Genomic DNA, 24190 nt, shown 5'->3' on the forward strand with positions numbered 1-24190 from the left:
GGGCCTGACGGCCAGGGTTCAGGGTCAGGCCGAAGCCGCCTTCTTGCCACGCGTCGCGCCACCGCGACCACGCAGCACGACTCCGGACTCGCTGAGCATCCGGTGGACGAATCCGTAGGACCGGCCGGTTTCCTCGGCCAGCGCCCGGATACTCGCACCGGAGTCGTACTTCTTCTTCAGGTCTGCCGCGAGCTTGTCGCGCGCGGCGCCGGTTACCCGGCTGCCCTTCTTCAGAGTCTCGGCCACCCGTGCCTCCTCATGGGAAGTGCGCTCTGGACTTCTCATGATCACCCCTCCCCGGCTTCCTGGCCACCCATTCAGCAAGGTCGGTACGGCGGCATTTCTCGACCGGTGGACACATCAGCAGAACGGAATCTTCTCTTCCGCTGCATGACGTCCGTCACACTTCTCCACCCTCGCCGGGAATCGCCAGGTCAGGGGCCGGACGCCGAAAAAAGAAGGCCCCGGCCGCGTGCCCCGGCGGGCACGGCCGGGGCCGTCGTACAGAGCGCAGAGGTACGAGACCGTCTCACTCAGATGATGGATCACGCCTGAGCCGAATGATCCATAAGGAACTGGATCAACCCGCCGGGCAGTCGCCGGGCACCCCCGGCGAGCCTCAGGCGAGGGAGACGAGGTCCCGGTAGTCCGGGCCCCACAGGTCCTCGACGCCGTCCGGGAGCAGGATGATCCGCTCCGGCTCCAGCGCCTCGACCGCGCCCTCGTCGTGCGTGACGAGGATGACCGCGCCCTTGTACGTGCGCAGCGCGCCCAGGATCTCCTCGCGGCTGGCCGGGTCGAGGTTGTTGGTGGGCTCGTCGAGCAGCAGCACGTTCGCCGAGGAGACGACCAGCGTGGCCAGGGCCAGCCGGGTCTTCTCGCCGCCGGAGAGGACCCCGGCCGGCTTGTCCACGTCGTCGCCGGAGAAGAGGAAGGAGCCGAGGGTCTTGCGTACGGCGACCAGGTCCAGGTCGGGGGCCGAGGAGCGCATGTTCTCCAGGACCGTGCGCTCCGGGTCCAGGGTCTCGTGCTCCTGGGCGTAGTAGCCGAGCTTGAGGCCGTGGCCGGGGACGACCGTGCCGGTGTCCGGCTTCTCGGTGCCGGAGAGCAGGCGCAGCAGGGTGGTCTTGCCGGCGCCGTTGAGGCCGAGGATGACGACGCGGGAGCCCTTGTCGATGGCCAGGTCGACGTCGGTGAAGATCTCCAGGGAGCCGTAGGACTTCGACAGGCCCTCGGCGGTCAGCGGGGTCTTCCCGCAGGGCGCCGGGTCCGGGAAGCGCAGCTTGGCGACCTTGTCGGAGACGCGGACGGCCTCGAGACCGGACAGCAGGCGCTCGGCGCGCTTGGCCATGTTCTGCGCGGCGACGGTCTTGGTCGCCTTGGCGCGCATCTTGTCGGCCTGCGAGTTCAGGGCCGCGGCCTTCTTCTCGGCGTTCTGGCGCTCGCGCTTGCGACGCTTCTCGTCGGCCTCGCGCTGCTGCTGGTAGAGCTTCCAGCCCATGTTGTAGACGTCGATCTGGGAGCGGTTGGCGTCCAGGTAGAAGACCTTGTTGACCACGGTCTCGACCAGGTCGACGTCGTGGGAGATCACGACGAAGCCGCCGCGGTAGTTCTTCAGGTAGTCGCGCAGCCAGACGATCGAGTCGGCGTCGAGGTGGTTGGTCGGCTCGTCGAGGAGCAGGGTGTCTGCGTCCGAGAAGAGGATCCGGGCGAGCTCGACGCGGCGGCGCTGACCGCCGGAGAGGGTGTGCAGCGGCTGGCCGAGGACCCGGTCGGGCAGGCTGAGGGCGGCCGAGATGGTCGCGGCCTCGGACTCGGCGGCGTACCCGCCCTTGGTGAGGAACTCGGTCTCCTGGCGCTCGTACTGCTTGAGCGCCTTCTCACGGGTCGCACCGGAGCCGGTGGCGATGCGCTCCTCGTTCATCCGCATCTTCTTGATCAGGACGTCGAGACCGCGGGCGGACAGGATCCGGTCGCGGGCGAGCACGTCCAGGTCGCCGGTGCGCGGGTCCTGCGGGAGGTACCCGACCTCACCCGAGCGGGCGATGGAGCCGGCGGCGGGCTGGCCCTCGCCGGCCAGGCACTTGGTGAGGGTGGTCTTGCCCGCTCCGTTGCGGCCGACCAGGCCGATGCGGTCGCCCTTGGCGATGCGGAACGAGGCGGACTCGATGAGGACGCGGGCGCCGGCGCGCAGCTCGATGCCGGTGGCGGTGATCACGGAAATACTCCAGGGCGGGGGGACGGCGGAAGGGGGGCAGGACGCGATGCTTCGACGCCGCTAATCCGCGAGGAGATTTGCCATGGGATTCATTCTACCGGGGGTGTGCAACTGCTTATGGGGGCGTCCGGCCCTTGACGCACGCCCCGCCCGCACCCCCGCCCGCACCCCTGCCGGCCCCCCCGTTCGGCCCACGGAGCGCCCCGGCGGACCGGGGCACGTATCAGGATGGACCGGGTGATACGCGCCACTGGCGCGGCCACGTGGAATCGAGGGCGGTGCGGAATGCAGTTCGACGACGACGCCGATCTGGACACTTCCGAGGTCAAGGACGAACGCGGCAGCCGCATCCCGGGCGGACGGGCGACCATCGGCGGCGGTATCGCGGGCCTCGTCGCACTGGTCCTCGGGCTGCTCTTCGGCGTGGGCCCGGACGAACTGGGGCTGTCCTCGGGGAACCCGGAGCCGGTGGCGACCGCGTCGTCCGCCAGTCAGGTGGAACAGTCCTGCAAGAAGGGGCGGGACGCGAACGCGCGGGAGGACTGCCGGCTGGTCGCGGTCGTCAACAGCACCCAGGACTTCTGGAGGGAAGAGTTCACCCGGCGCGGCGGCCGGTACGGCCCGGCGTCGACGGTCTTCTTCACCGGCCGCGTGAACACCGCCTGCGGGACCGCCACCTCGGCGGTCGGCCCCTTCTACTGCCCCGCCGACCGACAGGTCTACCTGGACCTCGGCTTCTTCGACGACCTGAGGACGAAGTTCGGCGCGAGCGGCGGCCCGTTCGCCCAGGCCTATGTCGTCGCCCACGAGTACGGGCACCACATCCAGAACCTGACCGGCACCCTGCAGAAGACCCTGGGCGGACAGCCGGGCGCGAACAGCAACGCGGTCAGGGCCGAGCTCCAGGCCGACTGCTACGCCGGGGTCTGGGCGCACAATGCGACGAGGACCCCGGACGAGTCCACGGGCCGGCCCCTGATCACGCGCCTCGTCGACCAGGACATCAGGGACGGCCTGGATGCGGCGGCCGCGGTCGGCGACGACCGGATCCAGGAGAAGTTCCAGGGCCGGGTGACCCCGGAGTCCTGGACGCACGGCTCGGCCCAGCAGCGCCAGCAGTGGTTCTACCAGGGGTACCGCACGGGCGACATGGCCCAGTGCAACACCTTCCGCTGACTGTCGGCGGCTCCTGCCATGCTGTGACGCAGATCACCGTCACGAGAGGGAGTGGTCGTCATGGCAGGCGTTCCGTCCATCTGTCCCACGCTGCGATATCGCGACGCGAAGGCGGCCGTCAAGCTGCTGACCGAGGCCTTCGGCTTCAGCCAGGTCGCGGTGTACGAGGGCGAGGACGGCTCGGTGATGCATGCGGAACTGGCCTACGGCAACGGCCTGGTGATGCTGGGCAGCAAGGGCACCGGCAGCGTCTTCGACAAGGCCATGGAGGGCGGGGGTCCCGCGGGGGTCTACGTGGTGGTCGACGATGTGGACGCCCATCACCGGCGGGCCGCGGAGCACGGCGTGGAGATCCTGATGGAGCCCACCGACCAGGACTACGGGTCCCGCGACTACATGGCCAGGGACGCCGAGGGCAACATCTGGAGCTTCGGGACGTACGCGCCGCAGGTCTGAGACCCGCGGCGCGTTCCTCCGTATTCAGGTACGCAGCCCTGCGGGCGCTACGCGCCGCCGGTGTGGACCTGGAAGGCGGCCCGGCGGACCGCCTTGGCCAGGGCCGGGTCCGGGTGGGCGGCGGCCAGGGCGACCAGGACCTGGACGGTGCGCGGATGGCCGACCGCGCGGACCTCGTCCAGCAGGCGCGGGACGGTGGTGCGGACGGCCGAGTCGAGGTGGCGTGCCAGCAGGTCGGCCTCGCCGTGGTCGGCGATGGCGGCCGCGGTGTCCACCCAGAGCCAGGTCGACTCCTCGGCGGTGAGCACGTCCTGGGCCTCGTCGGGATCGACCCCGTCGTGCTCGGCGAGCCAGAGCAGGGCGTACGGCCGCAGGGCGGCGTCGCGTACGGCGGCGCGCACCTCGGGTTCGGCCGGGGCGCCGACCACGCGCAGGGCCTCGAAGGCCAGGCCCCGCAGCAGGGCGTCCTCCCCTCGGGCGGCGTGCAGCAGCTCGCTGACGGCGTGACGGACGGGCCGGGCGGCGAGCCAGGCCTGGTACTCGGCGCGGGCCGGTCCCGGGGTGAGCCGGGCGCAGCCGTGCAGCATCGCGGCGGCGGACTGCTCGATGTTGCCGGCGGGGCTCTGCGCGGCGACGCAGATCTGTTCGAGCTTGACCCAGACGGCCCAGCTGCCGAGCGGGGTGAGCGTGGCCTGCGCGGGACCGAGGGTGACGGCGTCGACGGCGGCGAGTCCGCCGAGCGCCCAGCGCAGCAGCCGGGCGAGCGGGACGGGCGCCGCGTGGGCGGCTTCCGCGACCGCGACGGCCACATCGAGGCCGGCCGCCCCGGCGTCGGCGGTGGCCGGCGTCCCGTCAGAGGGCGAAGTCTCGTGCACCGGGGTGTCGTAGGGGACCTCGCACCGCTCGTCGCGCAGTTCGGTGACCCGCTGGCCGAGCAGGTCCAGCAGGTCCGGCACGGTCACGGGACCGGCGGACAGCTGGAGCAGCGACAGCAGTTGGGGCATCGCCTCGACCACCTCGGCGACGACCGCGGGCGCGATGTCGGCGGGGGCCGGGTGGACCAGCGACCAGGCGTCGAACAGGGCGACCCAGCCGCGCAGTACGGCGGTGTCGTCGCGGTCCCAGGCGCGCAGCCGCCAGCCGGGCCGGGCGTGGCCGCCGTGGACTTCCACGAGGCCGGCGAGCCGGGCGCGGTCCCAGCCGACCCGGATCTGCCCGTGTGTCAGGTTCAGTTCAGCGGCGGCCCGTTCCACATCGGGCGCGGGCAGCGCCCCCGCCGGCGCGGGTCGGCCTCCGTCGCCCGCGCCGAGGTTGAGCTCGGCCCAGCGGGCGAGCCGTACGGCGTCGGCGAGCGAGGCCCGGGCCCGGTTCGCGAGTTCGGCCGTTGCCGGGGTGCCCGCCGGGGGCCGGGAGGCGGTACGGGCGCGTCGGTCGGTCACCGCCTTGCGGGCCGCGGCGACGGAACGCGGGGAGACGAGTCGGAGTCTGGAGTCGCGAGCCAACTGCTCATCAGGCTTTCGGGACGTCACGGAAGCAGTCTCGCCCGTCACCGGCCGAAAGCCCAAACGGAACCAGCCATTATCGCCGGTCGCCAGGGGGACATACGGGGAGAATGCACCCTCCCTGTCCCGTCCGGCACACGGCCTTCACATAAGAGGGGTGAGAAAGCGCCTCAGGGCTTCCTCGTATCCGGCCGGATCGGCGTTCCACATCGCCCCGTGCGGGGCTTCGCGGACGGTCTTCAGGGTGACGAGGTCGGGGCGGGCGGCGGCGAGCCGGCGGGAGGGCTCCCAGGGGGCGAGCGTGTCGTCCGGGCCGTGGAAGATCAGGACGGGGACGCGCAGCGCCGCGGGGTCCGCCCCGGCCCCCCGGCCCTCGGCGCGCAGCCCGGCGCTCCCCTCGGCGGCCCGCACCGCGAGCGGCACCAGCGGGGCCGGGGTGCGGCGGGCGGCGACCAGCGCGCGCAGGGTGGCGTGCCAGTCGAGCACCGGCGAGTCCAGCACGAGCCCGGAGATCCGGTCGGCGAGGGCCGAGCGCTCCACGGCGTGCAGGGCCATGGCGGCGCCGGTGGACCAGCCGTGCAGGACGACCCGGCGGGCGCCGTAGCGCAGGGCGTAGCGGACGGCGGCGTCCACGTCCCGCCATTCCGACTCGCCGAGGTGGCCGAGACCGTCGGGCGAGGCGGGGGCGCCGAGGTCGCCGCGGTAGCCGAGGTCGAGGACGGGCATCCGCTGGCGGTGCAGGAACGGCATGACCACCATCGGGTGCTCGCGGCCGGCGCCGAGCCCGTGCACGGTGATCACCCAGGTGTCGCGGGCGGCGGGCACGAACCAGGCGGGCAGCCCGCCGAGCTCGCCCGGGATGTCCACGTCGGCGTGGTCGAGCCCGAGGGCGGTGCGGGGGTTGCCCGCGTGGACCTGGGGGGTGAGGGCGACCCGGGTGCCGGGCTCGAGGCTGCCGTGGGTGACGGCGAGGAGCCGGCGTACGACGGTGTCCGGTCCGGGCGCGGCCCCCTCGAGGACGGGCCCCACCACGGCGTGCACGCCGGGGGCGGCGAGTCCGTACGTACCGGGACGCAGGGAGGCCAGCGAGCGGGTCAGCACGATCTGTCCGGAGCCGGCGGAGTGGACGCTGAGCCGCGCCTCGCCGGGCAGGGGGCGGCCGGGCTCGTGCCGCAGGGCGGCGTCGGCGGCGTACCGGCCGGCCGCGACCGCGGCTGCACCGGCACCGACGAGGGAGGTGGCGACGACCGCGGCCGTCGCTGTGGCGGTACGCACGGCTCCAGTGTCGAGGCGGGAGCCCGGGCGGGCCACCTGAGCGGAATGTTCCGCATACCGCCGGGCGGGGCCGGGAAGGGATCGCGCAGCGGCGCGCCGGGGCGACCGGAGGAGTGATCTAGATCTCTTCCAGGCCCCCTCGAGGGTGGGTCCAGGGGCCTGTGATCCGCTGCGGATCCTTTCGTTCACCCCGCTTTGACGTGCATTAATCGCGGTATCGGCGGCAAAATCAGGACGAAGGTCCCGATGGCACGACGGGCCAGTACACCGCTCCGCCCGCATCAGTTCATCTTCCGTTCACTCAGGTTGCCTACGGTCGCCGAGCCACTGACGTCAAACAGAAGCCTGGGTAAATGGAGCACATAACGCTTCTCCTCGGGATCGTGATCATCACCGCTCTCGTGTTCGACTTCACGAACGGTTTCCACGACACGGCCAACGCGATGGCCACCACCATCTCGACCGGCGCCCTCAAGCCCAAGACGGCGGTGGCCATGTCCGCCGTGCTCAACCTCGTCGGCGCGTTCATGTCCGTGGAGGTCGCCAAGACGATCTCCAAGGGCCTGATCAACGAGGAGGGCATCCAGCCGGAAGTGATCTTCGCCGCGCTGGTCGGCGCGATCCTCTGGAATCTCGTCACCTGGCTGGTCGGACTCCCCTCCAGCTCCTCCCACGCCCTGATGGGCGGCCTGATCGGCGCCGCGGTCGCCTCCGCCGGCATCGGCGCGGTCAACGGCAGCGTCGTCGTCACCAAGGTGCTGATCCCCGCGATCGCCGCCCCGATCGTGGCCGGTGCGGCCGCGATGCTGGCCTCGAAGGTCACGTACAAGCTCGGTGGCAAGGTCGGCGGCAAGACCGCCACCAAGGGCTACCGCGCCGGGCAGATCGCCTCGGCCGGTCTCGTCTCCCTCGCGCACGGCACCAACGACGCGCAGAAGACGATGGGCATCATCACCCTGGCCCTCGTCGCGGGCGGCGCCCTGGACTCCGGCGCGAACCCGCCGGTGTGGGTCATCGTCTCCGCCGGTCTGGCCATCGCGCTGGGCACCTCCCTGGGCGGCTGGCGCATCATCCGCACCATGGGCAGCGGCCTGACCGACCTGCAGCCGCAGCAGGGCTTCGCCGCCCAGACCTCGGCCGCCAGCGTCATCCTGGCCTCCTCCACCCTCGGCTTCTCCCTCTCCACCACCCACGCGTGCTCCGGCGCCGTCATGGGTGCGGGTCTGGGCCGCAAGGGCGGTGTGGTCCGCTGGTCCACCGCCACCCGCATGTTCATCGCCTGGGGCCTGACCCTGCCGGCCGCCGCCGTCGTCGCCTCCGGCGCCGAGCTGGTCATGCGCACCGGTGACCTCGGCGTCGCCGCGGTCGCGCTCTTCCTGGTCGGCTCCTGCGTCGCCATCTGGCTCATCTCCCGCCGCCAGGTCGTCGACCACAGCAACGTCAACGCCGCGCAGCAGGCCGCGGCCGAGGAGCCGGGTGTCGTCACCACGGCCATGGCCGCCGTCACCGTCCCGCCGACCGTGGCCGCCGAGGCGGCTGCCGCCGGTACGACCGCCGCGGTGGCCGACGAGGACCTGAAGGCCACCATCCCGGCCGCCGTCCCCGCGGCTCCGGCGGCTCCCGCCGCCGCGGTCTGACCCCGAGAACGACAGAGGATTCCGCAGTATGAAGATCGACTGGGCAGCACTCGGCTCCGTCTTCGGGGTCAGCCTCTCCGCCACCGTCACGCTCGTGGCCCTGTTCACCCTGGGCCTGGTGGGCCTCTCCAAGCACGAGGCCGCCACCGAGCAGGGCGGCACCGCCACCCTGGCCCGCAGCGGTGCGTACGCCTGCTTCGCGCTCGTCGCGGCGGCCGTGGCGTACGGCATCTACCTGATCGTCAGCTGACCGATTCGGGCACGGCGCACGAAAGCTCCCTCCGGGCATCCCGGGGGGAGCTTTCCCGTACCTGCGGCCCGGGGCGGTGACCTGCCCCGCCGCAGGTCAACGGCGAGTTGACGGGCCTTCGCGGTGCGTGGTGGACTGCCCGAGCCAATACGGCGGCATGGAGAGGAAGTCCGGTGCGAATCCGGCGCGGTCCCGCCACTGTCACCGGGGAGCACGCGGCACGTGCGCCCCGGGAGCCAGGAACTCCCACCGCCGGACACGTCGAACCAGGGCGCGGACCCTGAGTGAGGACATACCTGCCACCATGCGTGCCGATCGCGTCTTCGCGTACGGCGCCACGGCGGGCCTGATCGGCGACCGGATCCTCGGAGATCCGCGCCGAGGGCACCCCGTGGCCGCCTTCGGACGAGCAGCCTCCGCAGTCGAGGGCGCCCTGTGGCGCGACGACCGCGCCCGGGGCCTCCTCCACACCCTCGTGTGCGCCGGGGGCGCGGCAGCCGTGGGTGCGCTGGGCGCCCGCGCCGTGCGCTCCCGGCCCGCAGCCGCCCGTATCGCCCTGACAGCAGCGGCCACCTGGGCCGTCGTCGGGGGCACCTCCCTGGGCCGCGAGGCCCGCGCCATCGGCGGCGCACTCGCCGCCGGGGACGCCGAGGTGGCCCGGGAGCGGCTGCCGCACCTGTGCGGACGCGACCCGCAGGCCCTGGACGAGCAGCAGATGGCCCGCGCCGTCGTGGAGTCGGTCGCCGAGAACACCTCCGACGCGGTGGTCGGGGCCCTGGTGTGGGGCGCCGCCGCCGGTGTCCCCGGGCTGCTGGCCTTCCGCGCCGTGAACACCCTGGACGCGATGGTGGGCCACAAGTCGCCGCGGTACCTGCGCTACGGCTGGGCCTCGGCCCGGCTCGACGACCTCGCGGGCTGGCCGGGCGCCCGGCTGACCGCGCTGGCCGCCGTACTGGCCGGGCCCGACCGGCGGGGAGCCGTACGGGCCTGGCGCGCGGACGCCGCCAAGCACCCGAGCCCGAACGCCGGCCCGGTGGAGGCCTCGTTCGCCGGGGCGCTCGGCGTACGGCTGGGGGGCACCCTGGCGTACGGGGGGCGGGTCGAGCACCGGGCCGTACTGAACGGCGGGGCGGGGCGGCCGGTGCAGGTCGCGGACATCGATCGGGCGGTGCGGCTGTCACGGCAGGTGACGTGGCTGGCGCTGGGGGCGTGTGTGGCACTGCGCTGTGCGGTGTCGCGTGTGGCTGGGAGGGGACGCCGGTGAGCGGCGGAAAGCTGGGCGGGGGGCTCCTCGTCGCCGGTACGACATCGGACGCGGGCAAGAGCGTGGTCACGGCGGGCATCTGCCGCTGGCTGGCCCGGCAGGGCGTGAAGGTGGCGCCGTTCAAGGCGCAGAACATGTCGCTGAACTCCTTCGTGACGCGCGAGGGCGCCGAGATCGGGCGGGCGCAGGCGATGCAGGCGCAGGCGGCGTGCGTGGAGCCGACGGCGCTGATGAACCCCGTGCTGCTCAAGCCCGGCAGCGACCGCAGCAGCCAGGTGGTGCTGCTGGGCAAGCCGGTGGGCGAGATGAGTGCGCGCGGCTACCACGGGGGGCGCCAGGAACAGCTTCTCGGGGTCGTCACGGACTGCCTGGAGCAGCTGCGGGGCACGTATGACGCCGTGATCTGCGAGGGGGCGGGCAGTCCGGCCGAGATCAACCTGCGCCGGACCGACATCGTGAACATGGGCATCGCGCGGGCCGCGCGGTTCCCCGTGGTCGTGGTCGGGGACATCGACCGGGGCGGGGTCTTCGCCTCGTTCTTCGGGACGACGGCGCTGCTGTCGCCGCAGGACCAGTCGCTGATCGCCGGATACATGGTGAACAAGTTCCGCGGCGACGTGTCGCTGCTGGAGCCGGGCATGGAGATGCTGCGCAACCTGACCGGCCGGGCCACGTACGGCGTGCTGCCGTTCCGGCACGGGCTGGGCATCGACGAGGAGGACGGGCTCCGGGTCTCCCTGCGGGGCGCGGTGCGCGAGTCGGTCGTGGCGCCGCCGGTCGGCGAGGACGTCCTGCGGGTCGCGGTGTGCGCGGTGCCGCTGATGTCGAACTTCACCGATGTCGACGCGCTCGCGGCGGAGCCGGGGGTCGTGGTGCGGTTCGTGGACCGGGCCGAGGAACTGGTCGACGCGGACCTCGTGGTGGTCCCGGGCACCCGGGGCACGGTGAAGGCGCTGGAGTGGCTGCGCGAGCGCGGCCTCGCGGACGCGCTGGCGCGGCGGGCCGCACAGGGGCGGCCGGTGCTGGGCATCTGCGGCGGCTTCCAGGTGCTCGGCGAGCACATCGAGGACGAGGTCGAGTCCAGGGCGGGCTCGGTGGACGGGCTCGGCCTGCTGCCGGTGCGGATCCGCTTCGAGCGGGAGAAGACCCTGGCGCGGCCGGAGGGTGCGGCGCTGGGCGAGCCGGTGACGGGCTACGAGATCCACCACGGGGTGGCCGAGGTCCTGGGCGGGGAGCCGTTCCTCGACGGTTGCCGGGTCGGGTCGGTGTGGGGCACCCACTGGCACGGCTCGCTGGAGTCGGACGGCTTCCGCAGGGCGTTCCTGCGCGAGGTGGCCGCGGCTGCCGGGCGCCGCTTCGTCCCGTCCCCGGACACCTCGTTCGGCGCCCTGCGGGAGGAGCAGCTGGACCTGCTGGGCGACCTGATCGCCGAGCACGCGGACACCGACGCCCTGCTCCGCCTGATCGAGACCGGAGCCCCGTCGGGCCTCCCGTTCCTCCCACCGGGCGCACCGTGAAGGCCCGGGAGATCCCCGCGGAGGCGGGGAGCAGAGCAGCAGTTCGATCACGTGCTCGTGGAGGAGCGGACCACCCCCGTCACCGCGGGGAGCAGATGACCAGCATGGCCGAGGGCCGCTCTCGCTCAGCATGTCGCGGGCGCAGCCCACTCGAAGGAGTGATCAGCGGATGAGCACGAGCACCACCCACTTCCCGTTCACCGCGGTGGTCGGTCAGGACGACCTGCGGCTGGCGTTGCTGCTCAACGCCGTGAGCCCTGCAGTCGGCGGTGTACTCGTGCGCGGCGAGAAGGGGACCGCCAAGTCGACGGCCGTCCGCGCACTGTCCGCACTGTTGCCACAGGTGGACGTCGTTCCCGGCTGCCGGTTCTCCTGTGCGCCGTCCGCGCCCGACCCCTCCTGCCCGGACGGCCCGCACGAGGCGGGGCCCGGCTCCGCCCGGCCCGCGCGCATGGTCGAACTGCCCGTCGGCGCCTCCGAGGACCGGCTCATCGGCGCCCTCGACATCGAACGGGCGCTGGCGGAGGGAGTCAAGGCCTTCGAGCCGGGGCTACTGGCCGACGCGCACCGAGGGATCCTGTACGTCGACGAAGTGAACCTTCTCCATGACCACTTGGTGGACGTCCTCCTCGACGCGGCCGCGATGGGCGCCTCCTACGTCGAGCGCGAGGGCGTCTCCGTACGCCACGCCGCCCGCTTCCTGCTCGTCGGCACCATGAACCCCGAAGAGGGCGAGCTCCGCCCGCAGCTCCTCGACCGGTTCGGGCTGACCGTCCAGGTGGCGGCCTCCCGCGAGCCCGCCCAGCGCGTCGAGGTGGTGCGCCGCCGGCTCGCGTACGAGGACGACCCCGCCGGGTTCGCCACCCGCTGGGCCGGCGACGAAGCGGACGTGCGCGCCCGCGTCGTGGCCGCCCGGGCGCTGCTCCCGAAGGTCCGCCTGCGCGACGCCTCGCTGCTGCAGATCGCGGCGACCTGCGCCGGCTTCGAGGTCGACGGCATGCGCGCCGACATCGTGATGGCCCGTACGGCGACCGCGCTGGCCGCCTGGGCCGGGCGGAGCGACGTACGCAAGGAGGACGTACGGCAGGCCGCGCTGCTGGCGCTCCCCCACCGGCGGCGCCGCAACCCCTTCGACGCACCCGGGCTCGACGAGGACAAGCTCGACGAGATCCTGGACCGGTTCCCCGACGAGGAGCCGGACGACGAGCCCGACCCGAACCCGGACCCGGAGCCCGAGCCCGAGCCCGAGGGTCCGGACGACGGCGGTCCGGAAGACGGCGGTCCCGACGGCGGAGGCGGCGGGGTCCCCCCGCAGAGCGGACCGGACGCCCCCGGGCCCGAGGCCCCCGAAACCCCCGAGGCGCAGGACGACACGTCCCTGCCGGCCCCGGACGCCCCGGAGTCCCCCGAGCCGCAGCCCGCCTCCCAGGAGGGCGCCGCACCGGAGCAGGCCGCCGTACGGGCCGCCGAGCCGTTCCGGACCAAGATGCTCAGCGTGCCGGGCCTCGGCGAGGGCGCGTCCGGGCGGCGCTCGCGCGCCCGCACCGCGCACGGCCGGACCACCGGCGCCCAGCGCCCCCGCGGCCACCTGACGAAGCTGCACCTCGCCGCGACCATCCAGGCCGCCGCCCCGCACCAGAAGGCGCGCGGGCGCAGCGGGCGCGGGCTCGTCGTCCGCAAGGACGATCTTCGCCAGGCCAGCCGGGAGGGCCGCGAGGGCAACCTGGTCCTCTTCGTCGTCGACGCCTCCGGCTCGATGGCCGCCCGGCAGCGCATGGGCGCGGTCAAGGGGGCGGTGCTCTCGCTGCTCCTGGACGCCTACCAGCGCCGGGACAAGGTCGGTCTGATCACCTTCCGCGGCGCCGCCGCCGAGCTGGCGCTGCCGCCCACCTCCTCGGTGGACGCGGCCGCGGCCCGGCTCGAGCAGCTGCCGACGGGCGGGCGCACCCCGCTCGCCGCGGGCCTGCTCAAGGCCCACGAGGTGCTGCGCATCGAGCGGTTGCGGGACCCGAGCCGCCGTCCGCTGCTCGTGGTGGTCACCGACGGGCGGGCCACCTCGGCCGGTTCCGCCGGTGGCCGGCAGGACAGTACGCCGCGCGAGCTCTCGGCCCGCAGCGCCCGGCTGCTCCAGGCCGAGGGCGTCGCCTCGGTGGTCGTGGACTGCGAGTCGGGGCCGGTCCGGCTGGGGCTGGCCGGTGTACTGGCCGCCGACCTCGGCGGGCCCGCCGTCACGCTCGACGGGCTGCGGGCCGACTCGCTGGCCGGGCTCGTGAAGAACGTACGTACCGCAGTGACTTCCCCGTCTCACCACACCACCAGGAGGGCCGCGTAATGCCGCAGGGACAGCCGACCGTCGTTCCGGACGACGGACTGACGACACGCCAGCGCCGCAACCGCCCGCTCGTCTTCGTCCACACCGGCCCGGGCAAGGGCAAGTCGACGGCGGCCTTCGGGCTGGCACTGCGCGCCTGGAACCAGGGCTGGTCGATCGGGGTGTTCCAGTTCGTCAAGTCGGCGAAGTGGAAGGTCGGCGAGGAGAACGCGCTCAAGGTGCTCGGCGCCTCCGGCGAGGGCGGCCCGGTCGTCTGGCACAAGATGGGCGAGGGCTGGTCCTGGGTCCAGCGGGACGCGCAGCTCGACAACGAGCAGGCGGCCAAGGAGGGCTGGGAGCAGGTCAAGCGCGACCTGGCCGCCGAGACGCACAGGCTGTACGTGCTGGACGAGTTCGCGTACCCGATGCACTGGGGCTGGATCGACGTCGACGAGGTCATCGAGGTCCTGCGCAACCGGCCCGGTACGCAGCACGTGGTGATCACGGGGCGCAACGCGCCCGAGAAGCTGCTGGAGTTCGCGGACCTGGTCACGGAGATGACCAAGGTCAAGCACCCGATGGACGCCGGCCAGAAGGGCCAGAAGGGCATCGAGTGGTGAATTCCCTGCACGTTCCGCGTCTGGTCATTGCCGCGCCGTCGTCCGGCAGCGGCAAGACCACGGTCGCGACGGGCCTGATGGCGGCGTTCTCGGAGCGCGGCCTGGCCGTGTCCCCGCACAAGGCCGGGCCCGACTACATCGACCCCGGCTACCACGCGCTGGCCACGGGCCGGCCGGGGCGCAACCTGGACGCGTTCATGTGCGGGCCGGAACTGGTCGCTCCGCTGTTCGCGCACGGGGCTGCGGGGTGCGATCTCGCCCTCGTCGAGGGCGTGATGGGGCTGTACGACGGGGCCGCGGGTCGGGGTGAGCTGGCGTCGACGGCGCAGGTCGCGAAGCTGCTGCGGGCGCCGGTGGTGCTGGTCGTCGACGCGTCGTCGCAGTCGCGGTCGGTGGCGGCGCTGGTGCACGGCTTCGCCTCGTTCGACCCGCAGGTGCGGCTGGGGGGCGTGATCCTGAACAAGGTCGGGTCCGACCGGCACGAGGTGATGCTGCGGGAGGCGCTGGAGGAGGCCGGGATGCCGGTGCTCGGCGTGCTGCGGCGGGCTCCGCAGGTGGCCGCGCCGTCCCGGCACCTGGGCCTGGTGCCGGTCGCCGAGCGGCGCCGCGACGCGCTCGCCTCGGTGACGGCCCTGGCCGACCAGGTCCGGGCGGGCTGCGACCTGGAGGCCCTGATGGCCCTGGCCAGGACGGCCCCGCCGCTGACCTGCGACTCGTGGTCGCCGGAACAGGCTACGCGGGGTCTGGGGCGGAGCCCCGGCCGGCGACCGGTCGTCGCCGTCGCAGGCGGGGCCGCGTTCACGTTCTCGTACGCCGAGCACGCGGAGCTGCTCACCGCCGCCGGGGCCGACGTGGTCACCTTCGACCCCCTCCGGGACGAGGCGCTGCCCGAGGGAACCACCGGCCTGGTGATCGGCGGTGGGTTCCCCGAGGTGTACGCCCCCGAGCTCGCCGCCAACGAGCCGCTGCGCAAGGCCGTCGCGGCCTTCGCCGCGGACGGCGGGCCCGTCGCCGCCGAGTGCGCCGGGCTGCTGTACCTCGCCCGCTCCCTGGACGGCAAGGCCATGTGCGGGGTCATCGACGCCGACGCGCGGATGTCGGAGCGCCTGACCCTCGGCTACCGCGAGGCCGTCGCCGTCTCGGACAGCGCGCTGGCCGCCACCGGCACCCGCCTGCGCGGCCACGAGTTCCACCGCACCGTGATCGAGCCGGGCGCCGGCGCCGCCCCCGCCTGGGGGTTCACGCACCCCGAACGCCGGGTCGAGGGCTTCGTACAGCAGGGCGTGCACGCCAGCTACCTGCACACGCACTGGGCGGCGGAGCCGTCGGTGGCCCGCCGGTTCACGGAAGCCGCGGCGCGGGCCAGGTGAGTTCAGTCCGCGAGACCCACCACCAGCCAGATCCCGGCCACCCCGCCCACCGTGCACATCAGCGTGGACAGGGCGGGGTGCTTGTGGTGCGCCTCCGGCAGGATCTCGGCGGCCGCCAGGTACAGCAGGACTCCGCCGAAGAAGCCGAGGTACGCCCCGAGCGGTTCCTCCGGAAGGGTGAACAGCACAGTGGACGCCGCGCCCAGAACCGGGGCCACCGCGTCCGCGAAGAGCATCATCACGGCCTTGCGGCGGGCGTTCCCGTACAGGCGGGTGAGCGTGTACGTGTTGAACCCGTCGGCGAAGTCGTGCGTGACGACGGCCAGCGATACGGCCACGCCCATCCCGCCGCCGACCTGGAAGGCCGCGCCCAGGGCCACTCCGTCGGCGAAGCTGTGGCCGACCATCGCGGCGGCCGCCGTCAGCCCGACCTCGGGGACGCGGCCCCCGTTCTCGGCTCCGTGCGCGGCCTGCCGTACCGCCAGCAGGCGTTCCACGACGTGCGCGATCAGGAACCCGGCCACGAAGAGCAGCAGCGCGAGCGGGACGCCGAACACCTCGCGGCCCGCCGCGCGCAGCGACTCCGGCAGCAGGTCGAGGCCCACGACGCCGAGCATCAGCCCGCCGGCCAGGCCCAGCACGAGGTGGCGGCGGTCGGTGACGCGCTGCGCCGTCCATCCGCCCGCCAGGGTCATCAGGAACGCGCCCAACGCCACGATCACGGCCATGTGCCCCTGAATACCGACTCCTCGCCCCGTGCGCACGTGTGCGCGCGGGCGGCGGGGCACGAACCATTGACGACTACGGAGGGGGCATGAGCCCGGTGGGCGAGTACGCGACGCAGCTGGTGGTCGGGGTCGGCGGACGGGCGGGGGTGTCCGTGGCGGAGGTCTGCGCCCTGGTCGAGGAGACGCTGCGGGGCGCCGGGCTGGCCACCGGGGCGGTGAAGGCGCTGGCCACGGTGGAGTCGAAGGCGGGCGAGGCGGGGATCACGGGTGCGGCGGAACGTTTCGGCGTGCCGTTGCTCAGCTATCCCGCCGAAGAACTCGCGGGCATCTGCGTACCGCACCCCTCCGACACGGTGCAGGGCGCCGCCGGCACCTCCTCGGTGGCGGAGGCCGCGGCGCTCGCGGGCGGCGGCGAGCTGCTCGTACCGAAGCGCCGGTCGGTCGCGGCGACCTGCGCGGTGGCCACCGCGCAGGCACATGACCTGCGCCATCACGGGGACGCGGAGGTGCGCGGCGACGGCGGCACGCTGGTGGACCTCGCAGTGAACGTACGGGCGCACACCCCGCCGGAGTGGCTCAAGCAGCGCATCGCGGCTTCGCTCGACGCTCTCGCCGCCTACCCCGACGGGCGGTCGGCCCGCGCGGCGGTGGCGGCTCGGCACGGGCTGCCGGCCGACCGGGTGCTGTTGACGGCGGGGGCCGCGGAGGCGTTCGTGCTGATCGCGCGGGCCCTGGGCGCGCAGCGGCCGGTCGTGGTGCACCCGCAGTTCACGGAGCCGGAGGCGGCCCTGCGCGACGCGGGGCACACGGTGGAGCGGGTGGTGCTGCGGGCGGCGGACGGGTTCCGGCTGGACCCGGCGGCGGTGCCCGAGGACGCGGACCTGGTGGTGGTGGGCAACCCGACCAACCCGACGTCCGTCCTGCACCCGGCGGCGGTGCTGACCGCGCTGGCCCGGCCGGGCCGGATCCTGGTCGTGGACGAGGCGTTCCTGGACGCGGTCCCGGACGAGCGGGAGGCGCTGGCCGGACGGACGGACGTGCCGGGTCTGGTGGTGCTGCGGAGCCTGACCAAGACGTGGGGGCTGGCGGGGCTGCGGATCGGCTACGTGCTGGCCGAGCCCCAGGTGATCGCGAAGCTGGCGGCGGCGCAGCCGCTGTGGCCGGTGTCTTCGCCGGCGCTGGTGGCGGCGGAGGCCTGCATGGCTCCGGCGGCGCTGGCCGAGGCGCAGGCCGCGGCCCGGCAGATCGCGGTGGACCGGGCCCATCTGCTGGCGGGGCTCGCGGAGTTCGAGGAGATCACGGTGTCGGGGGTCGCGGAGGGGCCGTTCGTCCTGATCCAGGTGGCGGGCGCCATGGAGATCCGCACCCGGCTGCGCGCCCTCGGCTTCGCGGTCCGCCGCGGGGACACCTTCCCGGGCCTGGACGACTCGTGGCTCCGGCTGGCGGTCCGGGACCGCGCCACGACGGGCCGCCTCCTCCAGGCCCTCGATCACGCCCTGGCACTGACCGCCCGCTGACCTGCGCCTCCCGGGCGCAGGGCCGGTCGCCCGAGCGGCACCACTGCATCGCCGATGCCTCTGACCTGCGGCGCCTCGGATATCCGGACGATCCGGCTCCGTTGGCGGGGCAGGCGGAGGTAGGCGATGATCTCGGCATCAGCAGGGAACCCCGGGGGGCCGGAATGAAGACGAAGACGAAAACGAGCTTGGCACTGACCGCGGTGGCGGCCGTGGCCGGCGGGATCCTCGCCCTGCCGAGCCTGCTCGACCACCTCGATGACGCCGGGGGACGGGGCAGCGCCGGCGAGCAGCGGCTCGGGGCCAAGCCCGGCCAGGGCAAGCCCGGCCAGGGCAAGGCGAGTCCCACGACGCCCGCCGGCGCCAAGCCGTTCACGCTGGTCGCGACGGGCGACATCATCCCGTACCCGTCGATCGTCCAGCGGGCCGCGGACGACGCGCAGGGCAGCGGCCAGAGCCACGACTTCCGGAAGATATTCGCCGGGGTCAAACCCCTGGTGGCCGCCGCGGACCTGGCGATATGCCACCACGAGATACCGTACGGCCGGCCCGGCGGCCCCTACACCGGATATCCCGCGTTCAAGGCCCCCCACCAGCTGGCCGACGCCCTGAAGGACGCCGGGTACGACAGCTGCTCGACCGGCTCGAACCACACCCTGGACGACGGCTACGACGGGCTCGTGCGCACCCTGGAGCACCTGGACCGGGTCGGCATCAAGCACGTCGGATCGGCCCGCAGCGCCGAAGAGGCCAAGGCCCCGGCGGTCCTCTCGGCGGGCGGCGCCAAGGTCGCCCAGCTGGACTACACGTACGGGACGAACGGCATCCCGGTCCCGGACGGCAAGCCCTGGTCCGTCAACCTGCTCGACCAGAACCGGATCGTCGCCGACGCCCGCGCCGCCCGGGCGGCCGGCGCGAACGTCGTCGTCCTCAGCGTCCACTGGGGCACCGAGTGGCAGACGGCCCCCGACCAGCAGCAGCGCGATCTGGCGCAGGCGCTGACCGCTTCGCGCGGCCCGGACGGGCTTCCCGACATCGACCTGATCATCGGCACCCACAACCACGTGCCGCAGCCGTACGAGAAGATCAACGGCACCTGGGTCGTCTACGGCATGGGCGACCAGGTCGCCAGCTTCTACGAGGCCGACAAGGCGCGCGGCAACATGTCCTCGATCCCGCGCTTCACCTTCGCCCCGGCGGCCGCCCACCCCGGCCGCTGGGAGGTGACCAAGGCCGAGTACCTCACGCAGTACTCGGACATGAACCCGCCGTTCCGGGTCGTCTGCGCCTCCTGCGCCCCCTCCGACTCCGGGCTCGGCGCGGCCAGGCAGTCCGCGTACGCCGCCGTCGACAAACAGGTCAGCGAGGCCGTGCTGTCGCGCGGAGCCGACAAGCAGGGCCTGGTGCACGCCACCCGCTGAGCCGCCCCCGTCACGAGGTGCCCGGGTCACGAGGTCACGAGCTCACTGGCTCACTGGCTCACTGGCTGCGGCCGCGCCGGGTCACGACCAGCGCGGTCGCGCCGACGCCGAGCAGGACCAGTGCACCGCCCGCGACGTACGGGGTCGTCGAACCGCCGCCGGTCTCGGCCAGGTTGGCGTCGGTGGTGAGGGCGGCCCCGGTCCCGGAGGCGGCCGTCTGCGCCTTGACGTCGGGCTTCGCCGAAGGCTCCGGGGCCGGCCCGGCCGGGGTCTCGCAGTGCGCCTCGGCGAGCACGATCTCGCCCTCGACCTGCGCCACGTTGAGGTCCAGCGGGTTCACGGACACCTTCAGCCGGAGCGCCGCCGCGGCGGCCGTGGTGGACGTGGTCTCGGTGCCGGAGAGCTCCAGGCTGACCAGGCCCACCTTGGGGACCTCGATCTTGGTCGGGCCGCCCGCCGAGAGGGTGACCTTCTTGCCGAGCGCGGTCACCGTGCCCAGTACGTTCGAGTCGGCCACGGGCTTCTTGCCGGCCTCGCACACGGCCTTGGAGGTGACCTTCTCCACCTGGACGAGGGAGAGCTGCGGCAGCCCGGGCACGTGCACCGTGGCGTTGGCCAGGTTGGCCTCCGCCTCGGCGCGGTTCGTGTCCGCGGTCGCCTTGGAGGTGGCCACGTCGGCGCGCAGCACGCTCACCGGCTGCCCTCCCTCGACCCCGTCCAATGTCACGGAGAGGGCGGTCTTCTGGGCCGTCGCGGGGGCGCTGACCTCGTTGAGGGTGGTCTTCAGCGGCACGTGGACGGTCTTGTTGAGCAGGCCCACGTCCAGTCCGGCGCGCAGGACGACCGCGCCGGCCTTGCCCTCGCCGCCGCCCGTGGAGCCGGCGCCCGCGGTGGCGGAAGCGGGCGGGGCGGTGAGCAGGGCGACCGCTCCCGTGGCGAGCAGGACGGCTGCGGGCATGCGGAAGGTGTTGCTGTTCAAGGTGGTGGAACCCCCGGGGAGATGGGAGCCGTCGCGCCGCCAATGGGGGACATCGCGCGCCGACGGCCTCTGACCCTCGGAATCTTTACGCACGGAGAGTGAACGGGCGGCAACCCGGGGTGAGTTCACCCCAAAGGGTGGTTTCCATGCACGTATTCGATTAACTGCGCATCACGAAGAACGGGAGTTCTTTTCCGCCACAGGGCGGAGGGGAATACGCCGACGCCGGCGCCCCGGGCGGCCGTTCACAACGACCGCCGGGGCGCCGGCGTCACGCACGCGTCAACCCTGCGCTCAGGCCCGGACCTTGCCGTTCACGACCACGCGCCGCGGCTGCGCCAGCGCCCGTACGTCGGCCCGCGGGTCGGCGTCGTAGACCACGAGGTCCGCCGGCGCCCCCTCGGTCAGGCCTGGCCTGCCGAGCCACTCGCGTGCCGCCCAGGTCGTCGCCGAGAGCGCCTCCAGGGCCGGGATCCCGGCCCGCACCAGCTCCGAGACCTCCGCCGCGACCAGGCCGTGCGGCAGGGAACCCCCCGCGTCGGTGCCGACGTACACGCCGATGCCCGCGTCGTAGGCGGCCCGTACGGTGTCGTACCGGCGCTCGTGCAACCGCCTCATGTGCGCCGACCAGCGCGGGAACTTGGCCTCGCCGCCCGCCGCCATCTTCGGGAACGTCGCGATGTTCACGAGCGTCGGGACGATCGCCACACCGCGCTCCGCGAACAGCGGAATGGTGTCCTCCGTGAGCCCGGTGGCGTGCTCGATGCAGTCGATGCCCGCCTCGACCAGGTCGCGCAGCGAGTCCTCCGCGAAGCAGTGCGCGGTGACCCGGGCGCCCAGCCGGTGCGCCTCGGCGATGGCCGCCTCGACCTCGGCCCGCGGCCAGCAGGGCGCCAGGTCCCCGACCTCGCGGTCGATCCAGTCTCCCACCAGCTTCACCCAGCCGTCGCCGCGCTGCGCCTCGCGGCCCACGTACGCGACGAGGTCGGACGGCTCGATCTCGTGGGCGAAGTTGCGGATGTAGCGGCGCGGGCGGGCGATGTGCCGACCGGCCCGGATGATCTTCGGCAGGTCCTCGCGGTCGTCGATCCAGCGGGTATCGGAGGGCGATCCGGCGTCGCGGATGAGCAGGGTGCCGGCGTCGCGGTCGGTCAGGGCCTGCCGTTCGGCGGTCTCCGCGTCGACCGGGCCGTGGGCGTCCAGCCCCACGTGGCAGTGCGCGTCGACCAGGCCGGGCAGGGCCCAGCCGGACACCGTGGTGATCTCGCGGGCCCCGTGCGGGCGTTCGTAGGAGATCCGGCCGCCGACCACCCAGAGCTCGTCGCGCGCGTCGTCGGGCCCGACGAGCACACGCCCCTTCACATGCAGCACGTCATCGGTCATGTCCCGCACTGTACGTGCGTGCTGGGTAGGCTCATGCGGTCACCCCGAACGCCCCGGACCAGACGCCCCGGACGAAGAGAGCACCGCCGTGAACCACCCCCTCCTGGACCTTCCGCCGCTCACCGCCGAGCGCTTCGCGCAGATCGAGCAGGGGGTCGCGGACCTGCTCGGCACCCGCGAGGACGTGGTGATCACCCAGGGCGAGGCGCTGCTGCCGCTGGAGGGGTGCATCCGCTCCGGGGCGCGGCCCGGTTCGACGGCGCTGAACGTCGTGACCGGGCCGTACGGGACCACCTTCGGCAACTGGCTGCGCGACTGCGGGGCCGACGTGGTGGACCTGGCGGTCCCCTTCGACACGGCGGTGACGGCGGACGCGGTGGCGCGCGCCCTGGCCGACCGCCCGGAGATCGACTTCGTGTCCCTGGTCCACGCGGAGGCGGCGACCGGCAACACGAACCCGGTCGCGGAGATCGGCGAGGCTGTACGGGCCCACGGCGCACTGTTCATGCTGGACGCGGTGGCGTCGGTGGGCGCGGAGGCGCTGCTCCCGGACGCGTGGGGCGTGGACCTGTGCGTGATCGGCGCCCAGAAGGCGATGGGCGGCCCGGCGGGTGTCTCGGCGGTGTCGGTCTCGGAGCGGGCGTGGGCCCGCTTCGCGCAGAACCCGGCCGCTCCGCGGCGCTCGTACCTCTCCCTCCTGGACTGGAAGGAGCGCTGGATCGACGCGGGCCGCACGGCGCTGCCCCACGCCCCGGCGCAGCTGGAGATGCTGGCGCTGGAGGCCTGCCTGGACCGGATCGCGGCCGAGGGCCTGCCCGCGGTGACGGCCCGCCACGCGGCGGCCGCGGCGGCGACCCGGGCGGGCGCGGTGGCGCTGGGCCTCGCCCCGTACGTCGGCCGGGCCTCGCAGGCGGCACCGGTGGCCACGACGCTGCGGGTGCCGGACGCCTCGCTGGTGGTGGCCAAGGCCCTCGCCGCCGACCCGGCGGCCCCGCTCGCGGCGGGCGGCGGCGCGCTGGCCCGGGAGATGGTCCGGGTGAACCACTACGGCCGGGACGCGTCGCTGCAGACGGTCCTGACCTCCCTGACGGCCCTGTCTTGCGCCCTGTCGGCGGACCCGTCCGAGGCCGTGGCCGCGGCGGAAGCCGCCTGGGCGGAAGCCCTGCACTGAGCCGTCCGGCCGGCCGGGGACCCGGGAAGGGGCGCAGCCCCGGTCCGGGTCCCGTCGGCCGGCCGGGCCGGGAGGGGTCAGGCCTGCGGGACGGCGCAGGCGCCCTCGGGGTCGCAGGCGTCGGCCGTGGGGGCCGGCTCGGTGAGCTCGCGGCCCGCCCACGCCTGCTCCAGCGCCTGCGTGAACACCTCCGCCGGCTGCCCGCCGGAGATGCCGTAGCGGCGGTCGAGGACGAAGAACGGCACGGCGTTGGCGCCGAGTTCCGCCGCCTCGCGCTCGTCCGCCCGCACCTGCGCCGCGTACGCGGAGTCGTCCGCGAGGACCGTACGGGCCTCCGCCTCGTCCAGGCCCGCCTCGACCGCGAGGGCGACCAGCACCTCGGGGTCGAAGACCGACCGCTCCTCGGCGAAGTTCGCCCGGTAGGCGAGGTCGAGCAGCTCCTCCTGGCGGCCGCGGGCGGCAGCCAGGTGCAGCAGGCGGTGGATGTCGAACGTGTTGCCGTGGTCGCGGCCGTCGGTGCGGTACGTCAGCCCCTCGGCGCGGGCGCTGGCGGCGACGTGCTCCTCCATCGCGCGCGCCTCGTCGAGGGTGCGGCCGTACTTCTTGGCGAGCATCTCCAGGACCGGCGCCGTGCTGCCCTTCGGGCTGCTCGGGTCGAGCTCGAAGGACCGGAAGACGACCTCCACCTCGTCGCGGTGCGCGAACTCGGCCAGCCCCTTGGTGAAACGGGCCTTGCCGATGTAGCACCAGGGGCAGGCGATGTCGCTCCAGATCTCGACGCGCATGATCCTTCTTCTCTCCGGGTTCATTGGGAGGCCGCGGCTGCGAGCCGCGGCGGTTTCCCTTTCAACCACCTGGCGCGGCGTCTCATTCCCCGGACGCGGCCTGCGGGCCGACGCTGAGCCAGAGCGTGAGGTGGGAGCCGGACCGCCCGGCCCCGGCCGGATCCGGGCGCCAGCCGTGGCGGGCGTAGAAGGCCTGGGCCCGGAGGTTGTGCTCGTAGACCTCCAGCCGGGCCCGCTCCACACCGGCCAGCCGCCAGGCGTCGAGGCAGGCGGCGTGCAGGGCGGCTCCGGTGCCCCGGCGCCAGTGGACCGGGTCGACGTGCAGCTGGGTGAGGGTGCTCTCGCCGTCCGCGGTGCGGAAGGCGGCGACCCCGGTGAGCTCGCCGTCCTGCTCCGCGCAGAGCACCCCGCCGTCGGCGGCGGCCCGCGCGACGGCCCGGGACCAGCCCTCGCGGGTCCGCGCGAGTTCGGCTGCGCCTGCGTAGGCCTGCTCGGGGACGCGGCCGCGGTAGTAGGTGGCCCGGGCCCGGCTGTGGAGGGCGGCTATGGCGTCGAGGTCTGCGGGTTGCGCGGTCCTGATCATGGGAAGGGAAACGCGCCGGGAACCGTG

The 24190-nt window shown here is 73.7% G+C and carries 21 protein-coding genes and 1 riboswitch; of the genes, 12 read left to right on the plus strand and 9 right to left on the minus strand.

Going from position 1 to position 24190, the window contains the following annotated elements; genetic code table 11:
- Positions 1-24: 24 nt before the first annotated feature.
- Complete coding sequence (locus tag ACFYXK_RS00265; RefSeq protein WP_005319113.1) at positions 25-246, minus strand: helix-turn-helix domain-containing protein; 222 nt, start codon at positions 244-246, stop codon at positions 25-27.
- A 373-nt stretch (positions 247-619) separates the two neighbouring features.
- Entirely contained in the window at positions 620-2218 is a 1599-nt protein-coding gene (locus tag ACFYXK_RS00270) for an ABC-F family ATP-binding cassette domain-containing protein (protein WP_389409122.1), read from the minus strand.
- Between the two features lie 285 nt (positions 2219-2503).
- Here ACFYXK_RS00270 and ACFYXK_RS00275 point away from each other — a divergent pair, with 285 nt between their 5' ends.
- Both ACFYXK_RS00275 and ACFYXK_RS00280 read left to right on the plus strand, forming a co-directional pair.
- Positions 2504-3394 carry a neutral zinc metallopeptidase gene (locus ACFYXK_RS00275; protein ID WP_389409123.1) on the plus strand — a complete coding sequence of 297 codons (891 nt, stop codon included), beginning with the start codon at positions 2504-2506 and terminating at the stop codon, positions 3392-3394.
- A 60-nt stretch (positions 3395-3454) separates the two neighbouring features.
- Positions 3455-3850, plus strand: a complete 396-nt coding sequence (locus tag ACFYXK_RS00280; RefSeq protein WP_389409124.1) for a VOC family protein — start codon at positions 3455-3457, stop codon at positions 3848-3850.
- 47 nt (positions 3851-3897) lie between these two features.
- On the opposite strand, the gene ACFYXK_RS00285 is transcribed toward ACFYXK_RS00280, so the two are convergent.
- Positions 3898-5379: a hypothetical protein gene (locus tag ACFYXK_RS00285; RefSeq protein WP_389409125.1), complete on the minus strand. Its 1482-nt coding sequence runs from the start codon at positions 5377-5379 to the stop codon at positions 3898-3900.
- Positions 5380-5496: 117 nt separating this feature from the next.
- On the minus strand, positions 5497-6627 hold the full coding sequence (locus ACFYXK_RS00290) for an alpha/beta hydrolase family protein (protein WP_389409126.1): 1131 nt from the start codon (positions 6625-6627) through the stop codon (positions 5497-5499).
- Between the two features lie 353 nt (positions 6628-6980).
- Between ACFYXK_RS00290 and ACFYXK_RS00295 the strand changes: the two genes are divergently transcribed.
- From ACFYXK_RS00295 to ACFYXK_RS00325, 7 genes are all read left to right on the plus strand, one after another.
- Entirely contained in the window at positions 6981-8264 is a 1284-nt protein-coding gene (locus ACFYXK_RS00295) for an anion permease (RefSeq protein WP_389409127.1), read from the plus strand.
- 28 nt (positions 8265-8292) lie between these two features.
- Positions 8293-8514: a hypothetical protein gene (locus ACFYXK_RS00300; RefSeq protein ID WP_389409128.1), complete on the plus strand. Its 222-nt coding sequence runs from the start codon at positions 8293-8295 to the stop codon at positions 8512-8514.
- Positions 8515-8628: 114 nt separating this feature from the next.
- A riboswitch (cobalamin riboswitch) is annotated at positions 8629-8780 on the plus strand.
- 38 nt (positions 8781-8818) lie between these two features.
- On the plus strand, positions 8819-9778 hold the full coding sequence (locus ACFYXK_RS00305) for a cobalamin biosynthesis protein (protein ID WP_389409129.1): 960 nt from the start codon (positions 8819-8821) through the stop codon (positions 9776-9778).
- Between the two features lie 11 nt (positions 9779-9789).
- Positions 9790-11295, plus strand: coding sequence for a cobyric acid synthase (locus ACFYXK_RS00310; RefSeq protein ID WP_389409818.1), 1506 nt, complete (start codon positions 9790-9792; stop codon positions 11293-11295).
- A 169-nt stretch (positions 11296-11464) separates the two neighbouring features.
- On the plus strand, positions 11465-13627 hold the full coding sequence (locus ACFYXK_RS00315) for a putative cobaltochelatase (RefSeq protein WP_389409130.1): 2163 nt from the start codon (positions 11465-11467) through the stop codon (positions 13625-13627).
- Positions 13627-14226: a cob(I)yrinic acid a,c-diamide adenosyltransferase gene (gene cobO / locus ACFYXK_RS00320; protein ID WP_030300494.1), complete on the plus strand. Its 600-nt coding sequence runs from the start codon at positions 13627-13629 to the stop codon at positions 14224-14226. The genes ACFYXK_RS00315 and cobO overlap by 1 nt, the downstream gene beginning before the upstream one ends.
- Positions 14220-15596, plus strand: coding sequence for a cobyrinate a,c-diamide synthase (locus ACFYXK_RS00325; protein WP_389409131.1), 1377 nt, complete (start codon positions 14220-14222; stop codon positions 15594-15596). Before cobO ends, ACFYXK_RS00325 begins: the two co-directional genes overlap by 7 nt.
- A 2-nt stretch (positions 15597-15598) precedes the next feature.
- Here ACFYXK_RS00325 and ACFYXK_RS00330 read toward each other — a convergent pair whose 3' ends face one another.
- The gene (locus ACFYXK_RS00330) at positions 15599-16324 is read right to left on the minus strand and encodes a ZIP family metal transporter (RefSeq protein WP_389409132.1); all 726 of its coding nucleotides are present in this window, start codon (positions 16322-16324) and stop codon (positions 15599-15601) included.
- 86 nt (positions 16325-16410) lie between these two features.
- Between ACFYXK_RS00330 and cobC the strand changes: the two genes are divergently transcribed.
- Together cobC and ACFYXK_RS00340 are read left to right on the plus strand one after the other, a co-directional pair.
- On the plus strand, positions 16411-17841 hold the full coding sequence (gene cobC / locus ACFYXK_RS00335) for an Rv2231c family pyridoxal phosphate-dependent protein CobC (RefSeq protein ID WP_389409133.1): 1431 nt from the start codon (positions 16411-16413) through the stop codon (positions 17839-17841).
- A gap of 164 nt (positions 17842-18005) precedes the next feature.
- Positions 18006-19262: a CapA family protein gene (locus ACFYXK_RS00340; RefSeq protein ID WP_389409134.1), complete on the plus strand. Its 1257-nt coding sequence runs from the start codon at positions 18006-18008 to the stop codon at positions 19260-19262.
- A 58-nt stretch (positions 19263-19320) separates the two neighbouring features.
- Here the strand turns inward: ACFYXK_RS00340 and ACFYXK_RS00345 are convergent, their stop codons facing one another.
- A complete protein-coding gene (locus ACFYXK_RS00345; RefSeq protein ID WP_389409135.1) occupies positions 19321-20241 on the minus strand; it encodes an SCO1860 family LAETG-anchored protein in 921 nt (306 codons plus the stop codon).
- 294 nt (positions 20242-20535) lie between these two features.
- Positions 20536-21624, minus strand: coding sequence for an amidohydrolase family protein (locus ACFYXK_RS00350; RefSeq protein WP_266630449.1), 1089 nt, complete (start codon positions 21622-21624; stop codon positions 20536-20538).
- An 88-nt stretch (positions 21625-21712) separates the two neighbouring features.
- Here ACFYXK_RS00350 and ACFYXK_RS00355 point away from each other — a divergent pair, with 88 nt between their 5' ends.
- Positions 21713-22795 (plus strand): pyridoxal-phosphate-dependent aminotransferase family protein, encoded by a 1083-nt coding sequence (locus tag ACFYXK_RS00355; protein ID WP_389409136.1) that lies wholly within the window; start codon positions 21713-21715, stop codon positions 22793-22795.
- 77 nt (positions 22796-22872) lie between these two features.
- Here ACFYXK_RS00355 and ACFYXK_RS00360 read toward each other — a convergent pair whose 3' ends face one another.
- Together ACFYXK_RS00360 and ACFYXK_RS00365 are read right to left on the minus strand one after the other, a co-directional pair.
- Positions 22873-23580: a DsbA family oxidoreductase gene (locus ACFYXK_RS00360; RefSeq protein WP_389409137.1), complete on the minus strand. Its 708-nt coding sequence runs from the start codon at positions 23578-23580 to the stop codon at positions 22873-22875.
- A gap of 82 nt (positions 23581-23662) precedes the next feature.
- Positions 23663-24163, minus strand: a complete 501-nt coding sequence (locus ACFYXK_RS00365) for a GNAT family N-acetyltransferase (RefSeq protein WP_389409138.1) — start codon at positions 24161-24163, stop codon at positions 23663-23665.
- Positions 24164-24190 lie beyond the last annotated feature (27 nt).

It is taken from the genome of Streptomyces sp. NPDC002209, assembly GCF_042890265.1.
Classification (GTDB): domain Bacteria; phylum Actinomycetota; class Actinomycetes; order Streptomycetales; family Streptomycetaceae; genus Streptomyces.